This is a genomic window from Micromonospora yongxingensis (genome assembly GCF_052601155.1).
Genome location: NZ_JBQXEO010000022.1, coordinates 41,755 through 54,889 on the forward strand (window position 1 = coordinate 41,755; position 13,135 = coordinate 54,889).

General features: G+C 70.9%; 11 protein-coding genes. 3 read left to right on the forward strand and 8 right to left on the reverse strand.

What is annotated here, in order from left to right:
• Positions 1–34: 34 nt before the first annotated feature.
• The 7 genes from ACTWLT_RS23805 to ACTWLT_RS23835 form a co-directional block, all read right to left on the reverse strand.
• Entirely contained in the window at positions 35–1,831 is a 1,797-nt protein-coding gene (locus tag ACTWLT_RS23805; protein ID WP_445320289.1) for a carbohydrate binding domain-containing protein, read from the reverse strand.
• Between the two features lie 188 nt (positions 1,832–2,019).
• Entirely contained in the window at positions 2,020–3,081 is a 1,062-nt protein-coding gene (locus ACTWLT_RS23810) for an ABC transporter permease (protein WP_445320290.1), read from the reverse strand.
• Positions 3,078–3,971 carry an ABC transporter ATP-binding protein gene (locus ACTWLT_RS23815; RefSeq protein ID WP_445320291.1) on the reverse strand — a complete coding sequence of 298 codons (894 nt, stop codon included), beginning with the start codon at positions 3,969–3,971 and terminating at the stop codon, positions 3,078–3,080. Before ACTWLT_RS23815 ends, ACTWLT_RS23810 begins: the two co-directional genes overlap by 4 nt.
• 81 nt (positions 3,972–4,052) lie before the next feature.
• Complete coding sequence (locus ACTWLT_RS23820; RefSeq protein ID WP_445320292.1) at positions 4,053–4,775, reverse strand: response regulator; 723 nt, start codon at positions 4,773–4,775, stop codon at positions 4,053–4,055.
• A complete protein-coding gene (locus ACTWLT_RS23825; RefSeq protein ID WP_445320293.1) occupies positions 4,772–6,085 on the reverse strand; it encodes a sensor histidine kinase in 1,314 nt (437 codons plus the stop codon). Before ACTWLT_RS23825 ends, ACTWLT_RS23820 begins: the two co-directional genes overlap by 4 nt.
• Before the next feature lie 137 nt (positions 6,086–6,222).
• The gene (locus ACTWLT_RS23830) at positions 6,223–7,170 is read right to left on the reverse strand and encodes a permease prefix domain 1-containing protein (RefSeq protein WP_445320294.1); all 948 of its coding nucleotides are present in this window, start codon (positions 7,168–7,170) and stop codon (positions 6,223–6,225) included.
• Positions 7,167–7,508 (reverse strand): PadR family transcriptional regulator, encoded by a 342-nt coding sequence (locus ACTWLT_RS23835; RefSeq protein WP_252419113.1) that lies wholly within the window; start codon positions 7,506–7,508, stop codon positions 7,167–7,169. The genes ACTWLT_RS23830 and ACTWLT_RS23835 overlap by 4 nt, the downstream gene beginning before the upstream one ends.
• Positions 7,509–7,633: 125 nt before the next feature.
• On the opposite strand from ACTWLT_RS23835, the gene ACTWLT_RS23840 reads away from it, so the two are divergent.
• The gene (locus ACTWLT_RS23840; protein ID WP_445320295.1) at positions 7,634–7,987 is read left to right on the forward strand and encodes a low temperature requirement protein A; all 354 of its coding nucleotides are present in this window, start codon (positions 7,634–7,636) and stop codon (positions 7,985–7,987) included.
• A 14-nt stretch (positions 7,988–8,001) separates the two neighbouring features.
• Complete coding sequence (locus tag ACTWLT_RS23845; protein WP_510182491.1) at positions 8,002–8,811, forward strand: low temperature requirement protein A; 810 nt, start codon at positions 8,002–8,004, stop codon at positions 8,809–8,811.
• 17 nt (positions 8,812–8,828) lie between these two features.
• On the opposite strand, the gene ACTWLT_RS23850 is transcribed toward ACTWLT_RS23845, so the two are convergent.
• A complete protein-coding gene (locus ACTWLT_RS23850; protein ID WP_445320296.1) occupies positions 8,829–9,449 on the reverse strand; it encodes an L-threonylcarbamoyladenylate synthase in 621 nt (206 codons plus the stop codon).
• A 132-nt stretch (positions 9,450–9,581) separates the two neighbouring features.
• Here ACTWLT_RS23850 and dnaE point away from each other — a divergent pair, with 132 nt between their 5' ends.
• Complete coding sequence (gene dnaE, locus ACTWLT_RS23855; protein ID WP_445320297.1) at positions 9,582–13,112, forward strand: DNA polymerase III subunit alpha; 3,531 nt, start codon at positions 9,582–9,584, stop codon at positions 13,110–13,112.
• Positions 13,113–13,135: the final 23 nt, after the last annotated feature.

A 13,135-nucleotide genomic window follows, 5' to 3' on the forward strand; every position in this document is an offset into this window, starting at 1 on the left:
GGGCGGGGAGCCCCCCGTTACGCCGGCGGACGACTCACGGTCGCAGCCGGTTGGCGTAGACGTACGCGCCGACGGAACCGCCGGTGGCGAGACCGGCTTCCGCGTCGAACCGGTAGTGCACGCCGAGGTAGATCCGGCTCAGCGCGTTCTCCCGGGCGGCGTGGTCGAAGCCGTTCAGGTGCCGGATCACGCCGACGGCGTGTGGATCGTCGGTGGTGGCGTCGAAGCCGATCGCGTCGGTGCCGAAGAAGCCCTTCATCACCGCCGCCCACGCCCCGCCGAAGGTGGCGTGCCCGGAGACGTAGGCCGGAAAGGCCGGTGAGAAGGAAACCCCGTTGCGGTCCTGCGACAGCGGTTGCCAACCGCCGCCGATCGCGCTCTCCGGGCGCCACAGGTCGATCGCGCTCTGGTACTTGGCGTCCCAGGCCGCGATGGCGGCGTCGGCGAGGGCGAGGGCGACCAGCCCGAAGAGCCGGGCGTTGGCCAGGATGCCGAGTTTCCGCTGCTCCGCCACGATGCGGGTGTGCGCGAAGAGCTGGCCCGGTGGCTTGTACGTACCGGCCACGTCGTTGGCCCAGAAGAACGCCATCTGCGTCTGGTCCGGTGTCCGCAGCGACGACGTCCGGCCGCCGTGGTCGCGGACCTCCTGGACGTTGGCGAGGTACTCCTGCCTGCCCAGCAGGTCGCCGTAGCCGGTGGCGCCGGCCGGTAGACCGGGCCGGAACTGTCGCCCGGAGGTGAGCGCGAACGGGGTGACCAGGCCCCAGTTCGGGCTGACCGCCGGCTTTCCGTCGGTCGGTCGCCACGACCCGGGCACCCCGTCGAGCTGGTACGGCGTGTTGTTGCCGGAACCGTCGTTGGCGCGGGCCTGGAGGTTGGCGGCGGCGGACGCGGCGCCGACCGTGTCGCCCCGCGCGACCTCCGCGGCGTTCACGCCGGACGGACGGCGGGCGACGGCGCCGGTGAGGGCCTGGGCGTAGGAGCGGCCCTGAGCGCCGTACAGGGCGGTCAGCACGTCGAACGCCGCCCGGTCGATGGCCGCGTGCAGGGAGGGCGCCACGACGTTGTCCATGGTGCCCGGGTAGCTCACCGGCACCCGTACCCGGTAGGGGTTGCCGACGCCGGTGACCGAGACGGCGGCGTCGTGCATCGCCGCGTGCAGGATGGCCGCCTCCCGGGAGGAGGTGGTGGGTGGCAGGTCCAACGCCCGGTACGTGTCGAGCAGGATCCCGTTCCAGTACAGGATCGGGTCCGTCGCCGGGTCGACGGCCAGCGGGGTGAGGGAGATGTTGTCCAGCCGCACCGTCGAGGCCGCGTTCGCGCCCAGGTGGAACAGGAGCACCGCCTGCGGGTCTCCGAAGGGGGACGCGAAGTCGAAGGTGAACCGGCGCATCGTGGAGGTCAGCGGGACGGTCTGGTCGACGGCGGAGGTGAAGGGCGTGTTCACCCGGGAGACGGAGACACGCAGCGAGCGGTTGACGTCGGCGGAGGCGTCGAACCGCAGCCGGTACGCCTGCCCGGCGGTCACCCCGAACTCGAAGTGGCCGACGAGGTCGTCCCAGGTGGGCCTGGTGGCCGGTCCGGCGGTGCGGATGCGCAGCTGTCCGGCGTCGACGGTCGTGGTGGTCGCCGCGAGCCGCTTCCACCAGGGCTCGGTGCTGCCGTTGTCGAACGTGCCGTTGAGGATCAGGTCGGCCGGGGCGGCGGCGGCCGGTGCGGGACGGACGACGGCCGCGAGCGTGCTCGCGAGCACGACGGCCAGCACCACGCTGAGCAGCCGGCGGAGCCGCCGTGGCTCGTCGTGGTGCCGCGGGTCGATCGGTGGGGTCATGGAGAGCCTTTCCGGTCCGGGGGCGGCGACGACCGGGTCGTTGCCGTGAGGATCGGCTCACCGTAGGAATGTTCGCCCTGTTCGCAGCCCTCGAACAGGCGTTCGGGCCGGTGCCGTACGGGCGGTGGACGGCAGCGGGCGCCGGCGTCCGATCAGGACACCGGCGCCCACCGTGGGCCGGGCATCGGTCAGCCGATGGTCTCCCGCTCCCGCCACGCGGCGCGCAGGGAGGTCCGGCCGTTGGTCCGCAGCAGCGAACCCTCGTAGATGCGGGCCCCGGCGACCACGAAGGCGCCGGCGCCGACGAGCAGGACGGCCAGCGAGACGATGGGCTCCCAGCCGGCCGCGTCCCCGGTGAAGAGCCGCAGTGGCATCGCCGTCGGCGACGAGATGGGCAGGTAGGACAGCACCCGCATGGCGGTGGCGTTGTCGTTCAGGAAGATCACCGCGAAGAACGGCAGCATGACGGCGAGCTGCACCGGCGTGGACACGCCGGCGATGTCCTCCTGCCGGTTGACCAGCGCTCCGGCCGCCGCCCACATCGCGGCCAGCAACACGAAGCCGAGCAGGAAGAACGGCACGAACCAGCCGATCGCCGGGGCGAGCAGGGTGAGCAGGTCACCGCTGTCCCCGATCTGCATGCCGACGACGGCGACGACGGCGATCAGCGCGATCTGCCCGAGCGCCAGGATGCCGCCGGCGATCACCTTCCCGGCCAGCAACGCCCGTACCGGGATGGCCGCGACGAGGATCTCCACGATCCGGGTCTGCTTCTCCTCGGTGACGCTCTGGGCGATCTGCAGGCCGAAGGTCTGGGAGGTGATGAAGAAGACGAACGCGAAGAGGAAGGGCACCAGGAACGCCACCACCGGGTCGACCGCGTCCGGGTCCAGCAGCCGTAGCGGGGGAGCGCTGCTCAGCGCCCCCACCACGTCGTCGGGAGCCTCGTCCAGGGCGATCACCGTCGGACCGGCGACCACCGCGGCGTCCACGTCGCCGTCGCGGACGGCCTGTTCGGCGGCACGGTCGTCGGGCACCACGTGGACGTCGAGACCGGCGGCCCGCAGCGGGCCGGCGGCGTCCTGGGTCACGGCGACGCTCTCCGGCCCGCCGGACAGCAGCGGCGGGAGGATCGTGCCGGCGGCGGCGATCAGCAGGAAGAAGAGCGTGCCGAACAGGAAGGTCTTGTCGCGCAGCTTGACCCGGATCTCGCGGGCGGCGACCAGCCGGGTGGCCTGGTAGGTGTTCACTGGGTGACCTCTCGGAAGATCTCGGTGAGCGACGGGGTGACCGGGCGGAAGGCGCGTACCGGGCCTCGGGCCAGGGCTGCCCGCAGCACCGCCTGCTCGTCGGCGCCGAGGGCGAGGTCGAAGACCGCGCGGGCGCCGTCGAGGTCCACCAGGGTCACGTCGGGCTGGTCGCGCAGCCAGCCCGCGTCGGTGTCGACCACCAGCTCGAAGCGGGGCAGGGTGTACGTCGCGCGCAACTGCTCGCGGCTGCCAGCGGCTCGGATCGTGCCGTCCGCGATGATCACCAGGTCGTCGCAGAGCCGCTCGACCACGTCGAGCTGGTGACTGGAGAAGAGCACCGGCGCGCCCCCGGCGGCCCGCTCCCGCAGCACCGTCACGACCGTGTCGACGGCCAGCGGGTCCAGGCCGGAGAACGGCTCGTCGAGCACCAGCACCTCGGGATCGTGCACCAGCGCGGCGGCGATCTGGGCGCGCTGCTGGTTGCCCAGCGACAGCGTCTCCAGGAGGTCGTCGCCACGCTCGTCGAGGCCGACCCGTTCCAGCAGCGTGTCCGTGCTGCGCCGGGCCGCGCCCGCGTCCAGCCCGTGCAGGCGACCCAGGTAGGTCACCTGTTCCCGGACGGTCATCTTCGGATAGAGGCCGCGTTCCTCCGGCATGTAGCCGAACCGCTGCCGGTCCTCCCGGGTCAGTGGGGCACCCTGCCAGGTGACCGTCCCGGCGTCCGGGGCGAGTACGCCCAGGATGATCCGCATGGTGGTGGTCTTGCCGGCGCCGTTGGCGCCGACGAAGCCGGTCATCCGGCCGGCCGCCACCTCGAAGGACACGTTCTTGAGCACCTGCCGGTCGCCGAAGCTGCGGTCGACACCGTCCAGGCGGAGGGTTCTGGTCACGCACCCACGCTAGATCGGACAGGTCGGTGCGCCGTCCGCCCGCCGGCTGAGCCGGTGGGTCCACCGCGCGACGGATGCCGGTCAGCCGCCGGGGCGGACGACCCCGTTCTCGTACGCGAAGACCACCGCCTGCACCCGGTCGCGCAGGCCGAGCTTGGCCAGCACCCGACTCACGTGCGTCTTCACCGTCGCCTCGCCCAGGTGCATGGTCGCGGCGATCTCCACGTTGCTCGATCCGGCGGCGAGCAGCATCAGCACCTCCCGCTCGCGGGGGGTCAGCTCGCGCAGTGCGGCCTCGGCGTCCGGCCCCCGGTGGGCGGTGCCCGTGGGATCGCCGGGACGGGCGAAGGTGGAGATCACCCGACGGGTGATCTCCGGGGCGAGCAGGCCGTCGCCCCTGGCCAGCACCCTGATCGCTTCGACCAGTTCCTCCGGTGTGCCGTTCTTGAGCAGGAAGCCGCTGGCACCGGCCCGCAGCGCGGCGAACAGGTAGTCGTCGCGGTCGAAGGTGGTGAGGATCAGCACGGCCGGCGCGCCGGGCCCGTCCCCGGTGATCCTCCGGGTGGCCTCCAGCCCGTCCATCCCGGGCATCTCCACGTCCATCAGCACCACGTCCGGTCGGGTGGCCCGGGTCATGGTGACGGCACGCTCGCCGTCCGACGCCTCGCCCACCACCTCGAGGTCGTCCTCCACCTCGAGGATGACCCGGAAGCCGGTGCGGACCAGATGCTGGTCGTCGGCGAGCAGCACACGGATCCGCTCGTCCGCGCCCGGAAGCCGGGGGCCGCCCGGCGGGGTGGTCACTTCGACCACCCCGTGCCGGCCGGCACGGCCTCACCCGACGTCGACGCCTCGGTGGGCAGCGGCAGCCGGGCGCGCACCCGCCAGCCCCCGCCGGGGCGCGGGCCGGTTTCCAGGACGCCGTCCTGGGCGGCGACCCGCTCCCGCATGCCGATGAGGCCGAGCCCACCGGTGTGCGGCCGAGCGCCGGCCCGCCCGTCGTCGCTCACGTCCAGCTCCACGTCGCGCGCCAGGTAGCGGATCCGTACGTCCAGCAGGCCGGCCTCGGCGTGCTTCAGCGTGTTGGTCACCGCCTCCTGCACCACCCGGTACGCCGTCTGGGAGACCGACGCCGGCAGCGGGACCGGGTCGCCGTACACACCGATGGTGGCGGTGAGGCCGGCGGCGCGGGCGCGTTCGACCAGCTCGTCGATCCGGTCGACCGTCCCGGTCGACGGGGGTGGAGCCACCGGGTTGCCGTCGGAGGCGCGCAGCACGCCCAACATCCGGCGCAGCTCGTCGACGGCGGTGCGGGCGCTCTGCTCGATGGCGCTCAGCGCCGCCAGGGCCTTGCCCGGGTCGCGGTCCCACACCCGCCGGCAGGCGGAGGCCTGCACCCCCATCACCGACACGTGGTGGGCGACTACGTCGTGCAGCTCCCGGGCGATGCGCACCCGTTCGCCGAGGACCGCCCGCTCCTGGTTCTCCGCCTGCGACCGGCGCAGCTCCTCGGCCTGGGTGCGCAGCTCGTGCTCGCGTCGCGCGGCCACCCAGGAGGTCTCCCCGAAGAAGTACGCGAAGCCGAAGATCAGCCCGTTGATCAGCACACCGGTGACCATCGCGGCGAGGACGGGCGGCACCGGGCCGGCGGCGTCGGCGAAGGCATCGTCCGGGATCCGGCCGATGCTCACCGCGTAGTAGACGCCCAGCCAGGCGAACATGGCGGCGATCACACCGACGCGGAGCCGGCGGGCCAGCCGGCGGTCCTGCCCCCAGGCGCCGACGGTGTAGATGGCGCTGAACAGCGCCCACGCGGAGAGCTGGGTCTCCGGGGCCGACCGTGCCTGCGCGGCGATGAACGCCACCGAGACGACCAGCAGCGTGGTAGCCGGCCAGCGCCGCCGCCAGACCAGCGGCAGGGTCACCGCGACGGTCCAGAACAGCTGCTCCGGCCCGGACGGCGGCGGGCCCAGCATGAACGAGCCGGTGCTGTGGGCCAGGGTGAGGCTGATCAGCGCCAGCAGGGTCACCACCAGCGCGGCCCAGAGATCGATCCGGCGCTGCTCCGGTGTCGGACCCGGGCGGCGCCATTCGTCACGAGGTGCCACGGTCATCCGGGAACGATGCCACGCCGGCCACGCCAACCGCCACGGGCCGCTCGCCCGTCCGTGCGACGGTGGCTCTTCCGGTGGACGGGCGGCGGCCCGGCGCGGGATCCGCGCCGGGCCGCCTGGTCGGCTGCTGCTCACGCTCACGCCGTCTGACGGCGGGTCTTGGTGGCGGTGTCGATCAGGTCCCAGACCAGCACCACGGCCGCGCCCAGGGCGATGGCAGCCCCGAGGGTGTTCCGGTTGTCCGCTTCCGCCAGCCAGCTCAGTCGATCGCCCAGGGCCGGGTTGAGCAGCCGGTCGGAGAGCGCCAACCACACCACCGGCACCGAGAACGCCAGGTTGAGCAGGGCCTTCACCCCGAACAGGGTCCAGGTCCAGCGCCCGATCCGGTACTTGACGATCTCGAACACCAGGGTGGCCACCAGCACCGCGATCAGCGCCGGCAGCCAGAACGACCACAGCGCGGGGTCGAGGAGCGGGATGTTGCCGCCGTCGGTCTCGTGCACCCAGGACTGGTAGTGCTGGAAGGGCAGGTAGCCGATGGTCAGCACCAGCATGGCGACCGACGCGATGGTGTCGGCCAGGGAGATGTCCTTGTGTGCGGGGACGTCCGGCAGTTGGTCGACGGTCCAGCCGGGCAGGTCGACGGCGGGTTGGAAACGCTCGATGAGGGCGAAGGTCAGGGTGAGCCAGAAGGCGATCTGGACGGCCACCTGGATGGCGGTGCCGATGCCGGTGCCGATGGCCCCGAAGCCCTTGCCGTCCGCCACGTCGATGACCGCGACCACGGTGCCGACGATCGCCGGGATGAACGTGATCAGCAGCTTCAGCAGTCGCAGCCAGACCAGGTAGTAGGTCGGGCCGATGAGCTGCAACCGGCGGTCGGCGTACCGGGCGGCCAGCAGGTCGGGGTTGCCCAGCTCGGTGAGCACGTCCCGCTCCGCGGTGGTGGCGTCCTGGCCGCCGCCGGCGCGGTCCTCGATCATGTCCTCGATCGAGGCGCGCAGCTCGGTGGCGATCTCCTCCCGGCGCTGGGTGGGAACCGAGCGCAGGGTGGCGGCGAGGTAGCGGTCGGTCAGGGTGTTCATCGGTCCACTCCTTGGATCAGCCCGGTGATGGAGGTCTGCACGTCGGCGAGGTCGTCCAGCAGCCGGCTCAGCATCGACTCGCCCTCGTCGCTGGTCCGGTAGAACTTGCGCGGTCGGCTCTCCTCGGTGTTCCACTCGCTGGTCAGCAGCCCCTGGTCCTCCAGGCGGCGCAGCAGCGGGTAGAGCGTGTTGGCGTCCACCGGGAAGCCGTGGTCGGTGAGCCGTTGCAGTAGTGCGTAGCCGTAGTCCGGTCGGCGCAGCGCGACCAGGCTGGCCACCACGACGGTGCCTCGACGCAGCTCCTGTAGGTGCGTCTTCAGAACGTCCTCGCTAACCATGTGTCACACCATAGTGTGTGCCACACAGTGTTGTCTAGCCCGATAGCATCGTGTCAGCTCCGGTCCGGCGAATGCGACCGGCGGCCCGGCCACGGATGTGAAGCTGGCACCATGGCGGAGAGCCGGTGACGCAGCAACCACGTCAGCCGTTGACCCGCATGTCGAGCGGGTCACGGCGGGCGGATCTGCTGGAGCTGTTCTTCGACCTCGCCTTCGTCGCCGGCCTGGCGATGACCTCGGCGAAGATGGCGGCCGAGCAGACCTGGACCGGCATCGGCCAGGCGCTGGTCCTCCTGTCGACGCTCTGGGCGGTCTGGGTGACCACCACGTTGATCACCGACAGCTTCAGTCCGCGCAAGCGACCGATCCCGTACCTGGTCCTGGGCTCCATGTTCGGCATCATGGTGATGGCCGCCGCGCTGCCGGGCGCGTTCGGCGACCACGGGCTCATCTTCGGCGGGACCTGGGCCGCGCGATAATCCTGGGCCGCGGACTGGTGCTCATCCGGTCCCTGCGCGGGCGGCAGGAGCAGGAGCGTTCCGTGCGCGCCCTGGTCTGGAACACCGGCTCGGGGACCCTCTGGGTGGTCGGCGGCCTGGTGCCCGATCCGGACTGGCGTCTCATCGTGTGGCTGGCCGCGCTGGCCGCGGACTACATCGCCTACGGGTTCCGCTTCCCGATCCCCGGCCGGGCGCCCCTGCCGCAGTACCAGGTGACGCCCGAGCACCTCGCCGAGCGGTACCAGCAGATCTACATCCTCACCCTGGGCGAGCTCATCCTGGTGAGCGTCCTCAGCCTGAGCCACCAGCCGTTCACCGCGGGCCGGATCGGCGCCTTCGGCACCGTGTTCCTGACGGCGGTGGTGCTCTGGTGGAGCTACGCACGGGGAGCCGGCGCGACCCTCCGCGCCGCCATCGAGTCGTCACCCCACCGGAGCCGGCTGCTGCAGGCCAATCCGTACGCCCACTGGCTGATGGTGGCCGGTGTGGTCAGCACGGCCGCCGGCGTCGAACGGGTCATGGCGCACCCGGGGGTGCCGCCCGGTACCCCCATGACCGCGCTCATCCTGGGCGGCGCCGGACTCTTCCTCTGCGGCCGGGCGGTGCTGGAACACGAGGTCTACCAGCGCGTGCCGTTGTCGCACGTCATCGGCGTCCTCGCGGCGATCGCCCTGGCGCCACTGGCGGCGCACCTGCCCGGCCTGGCGGTGAGCGTCGCCGCCGGCCTCGTGCTGCTGGGCGTCGCGGTCGCCGAACTCCTCCGGGCACGTCGTCATCCGACCGAGGCGCCGGCGGTCGCCTGACGGCGGCCGGACGTGCCCTACTCGAAGCGGGTCGGATCCCCGGCGCCGCGGCGCAGGATCTCCGGCTCCGGCCCGGACAGGTCGATCACGGTCGTCGGCTCCTTGCCGCAGTCGCCGGCGTCGAGCACCGCGTCGAGCTGGTGGTCGAGCCGTTCCTTGATCTCCCATCCCTGGGTCATCGGCTCGTCGTCGCCGGGCAGGACCAGGGTGCTGGACACCAGCGGCTCGCCCAGCTCGGCCAGCAGCGCCTGGGTGACGGTGTGGCGCGGTACGCGGACGCCGACGGTGCGCTTCTTGGGATGCAGCATCCGGCGCGGCACCTCGCGGGTGGCCGGCAGGATGAAGGTGTAGCTGCCCGGGGTGGACGCCTTGACCAGGCGGAAGACCGAGTTGCTGATCTGGACGAACTGGCCGAGCTGCGCGAAGTCGCGGCAGACCAGGGTGAAGTGGTGCCGATCGTCGAGGTGGCGGATCTCGCGGATCCGGTCCAGCCCGTCCCGGTTGCCCAGCTGGACGCCGAGCGCGTAGCAGGAGTCCGTCGGGTAGGCGACCAGCCCACCACCACGGATCAGGTCGGCGACCTGGCCGATGATCCGGGGCTGCGGGTTCTCCGGGTGCACGTCGTAGTACCTCGCCATCCTCCGAGACTAGCTGTGGGGGAGACGCGGACCACCCTCGGCGCGGACGGTGGAGCCGTCGAGATCACCTCGGTAGGGTAGGTCCCGGTCGGGTCCGACCAACAAGATCCACATCGCCGGGGGGCGCCACGCATGGCCGATTCGTTCGCGCATCTGCATGTGCACACCGAGTACTCGATGCTCGACGGAGCGGCCCGACTCAAGGACCTGTTCGCCGAGGCCAACCGGCTCGGCATGCCGGCGGTGGCGATCACCGACCACGGCAACATGCACGGCGCGAACGACTTCTACAACCAGGCGATGGCCGCCGGGATCACCCCGATCCTGGGCGTCGAGGCGTACGTGGCGCCGGAGTCGCGCTATCACAAGGCGCGGGTCAAGTGGGGCCGGCCGGAGCAGAAGAGCGACGACATCTCCGGTAATGGCGCGATCACCCACAAGACCATGTGGGCGAAGAACGCGCAGGGCCTGAAGAACCTCTTCACCCTCAACTCGCGCGCGTCCATGGAGGGGCACTACGTCAAGTGGCCCCGGATGGACATGGAGCTGATCGCCGAGCACGCCGAGGGCATCATGGCCACCACCGGCTGCCCCTCCGGCGCGGTGCAGACCCGGCTGCGGCTGGGCCAGTTCGACGAGGCCCTCAAGGTCGCCGCCAGCTACCAGGACATCTTCGGCAAGGACAACTACTTCCTGGAGATCATGGACCACGGCCTCTCCATCGAGCGCCGGGTCCGCGAGGGGCTCACCGAGATCGCCCGCAAGCTCGACATCCCGCCGGTGGTCACCAACGACTCGCACTACACCCACGAGGCGCAGGCCACCGCGCACGACGTGCTGCTCTGCGTGCAGACCGGCAGCAACATCGACGACCCGAACCGGTTCCGGTTCGAGGGCGGCGGCTACTTCATCAAGAGCGCCGACCAGATGCGCGCGGTCGACTCGTCCGAGCTGTGGCAGCAGGGCTGCCGCAACACCCTGCTGGTGGCCGAGAAGGTCGACCCGAAGGGCATGTTCGAGTTCCACAACCTGATGCCGCGCTTCCCGGTCCCCGAGGGCGAGACCGAGGAGTCCTGGTTCCGTAAGGAGACGTTCGCAGGCCTGGCCCGGCGCTACCCGAACGGCATCCCGGAGGGGCACGTCGTCCAGGCCGAGTACGAGCTGGGCGTCATCAACCAGATGGGCTTCCCGTCGTACTTCCTCGTGGTCGCCGACTTCATCCAGTGGGCCAAGAGCCAGGGCATCTCGGTGGGCCCGGGCCGTGGTTCGGCCGCCGGCTCGCTGGTCGCGTACGCGCTGGGCATCACCGACCTGGACCCGATCCAGCACGGCCTGATCTTCGAGCGGTTCCTGAACCCCGAGCGTGTGTCGATGCCGGATGTCGACATCGACTTCGACGAGCGTCGGCGCGGTGAGGTGATCAAGTACGTCACCGACAAGTGGGGTGAGGACAAGGTCGCCCAGATCGCGACCTTCGGCACGATCAAGGCGAAGGCCGCGATCAAGGACTCGGCCCGGGTGCTGGGCTTCCCGTACGCGGTCGGCGACCGGATCACCAAGGCGATGCCGCCGGCCGTGATGGGCAAGGACATCCCGCTCACCGGCATCTTCGACCCGAAGCACCCCCGCTACGCCGAAGCCGGCGAGATCCGTGGCCTGTACGACTCCGACCCGGACGTCCGCAAGGTGATCGACACCGCGAAGGGCATCGAAGGGCTGATCCGGCAGACCGGTGTGCACGCCGCGGGCGTCATCATGTCCGCCGAGCCGATCATCGAGCACATCCCGTTGATGCGCCGCGACGCCGACGGCGCGATCATCACGCAGTTCGACTACCCGACCTGCGAGTCGCTCGGGCTGCTGAAGATGGACTTCCTCGGCCTGCGCAACCTGACGATCATCGACGACGCGGTCAAGAACATCGAGCTCAACCACGGCAAGAAGCTGGACCTGCTGGCCCTGCCGCTGGACGACCCGGCCGCCTACGAGCTGCTGGCCCGCGGTGACACCCTCGGCGTGTTCCAGCTCGACGGTGGGCCGATGCGGTCACTGCTGCGGTTGATGAAGCCGGACAACTTCGAGGACATCTCCGCCGTCCTGGCGCTGTACCGGCCCGGCCCGATGGGCGTCGACTCGCACACCAACTACGCGCTGCGCAAGAACGGCCTCCAGGAGATCACGCCGATCCACCCGGAGCTGGAGGAGCCGCTGCGGGAGATCCTGGAGCCCACCCACGGCCTGATCGTCTACCAGGAGCAGGTGCAGCGCGCCGCGCAGATCCTCGCCGGCTACACCCTCGGCCAGGCGGACCTGCTCCGCCGGGCGATGGGTAAGAAGAAGAAGGAGATCCTCGACAAGGAGTTCATCCCGTTCCGGGACGGCTGCCGCGAGCGCGGCTACTCCGACGAGGCGATCCAGGCGGTGTGGGACGTCCTGGTGCCGTTCGCCGGGTACGCCTTCAACAAGGCGCACTCCGCCGCGTACGGCCTGGTCTCCTACTGGACCGCGTACCTCAAGGCGCACTACCCGGCCGAGTACATGGCGGGGCTGCTGACCAGCGTCGGCGACGACAAGGACAAGATGGCGCTCTACCTGTCCGAGTGTCGACGGATGCGCATCCAGGTGCTGCCACCGGACGTGAACACCTCCGCCGGGCCGTTCACACCGGTCGGCAAGGACATCCGGTTCGGTCTGGCAGCCGTGCGCAACGTCGGCACGAACGTGGTCGCCTCGATCATGCGGTGCCGGGAGGAGAAGGGCGAGTACACCGACTTCTACGACTTCCTGTCCAAGGTGGACGCGGTGGTCTGCAACAAGAAGACCATCGAATCGCTGATCAAGGCGGGCGCGTTCGACTCCCTCGACCACCCGCGCAAGGGCCTGCTCGCCGTGCACGCCGACGCCATCGACGCGTACGCCGATGTCAAGCGCAAGGAGGCGGTCGGCCAGTACGACCTCTTCGGCGCCGGCTTCGGTGACGCCGACACGGGCAGCACGACGGTGATGCCGGTGATCGGCGACAGCGAGTGGGACAAGCGGGACAAGCTGGCCTTCGAGCGCGAGATGCTCGGCCTGTACGTCTCCGACCACCCGTTGTTCGGCCTGGAGCACATCCTCGGCGCGGCGGCCGACACCACCATCGCCTCCCTCGCGGAGGACGGCGCGGTGCCCGACGGCGCGGTCGTCACCCTCGCCGGCATCCTCTCCGGTGTGCAGCGCCGGGTCACCAAGCAGGGCCGGGCCTGGGCCTCGGCCACCCTGGAGGACCTGGCCGGCGGCGTGGAGACGCTGTTCTTCCCCAACACCTACGAGGTGATCGGGCAGTACATCGCCGAGGACGCCATCGTGGTGGTCAAGGGGCGGGTCGACCGCCGCGACGACACCCCACGGATCATGGCGATGGACATGTCCATGCCGGACGTCAGCACCAGCGCCACCAACAAGCCGGTCACCCTCACCATCCCGGTGCACCGGTGCACGCCACCGCTGGTGGAACGGCTCAAGGAGACGCTGGTGCTGCACCCCGGCGACACCGAGGTGCACGTCAAGCTGCTCAACGGCGGGCGCACCACCACCCTGCGGCTGGGTCCGTTCCGGGTGGCGGCGACCACCGCGCTGATGGGTGACCTGAAGAGCGTCCTCGGCCCGGCCAATGTGAGCTGACCGGGCCGGGACGCCCGCCGGGC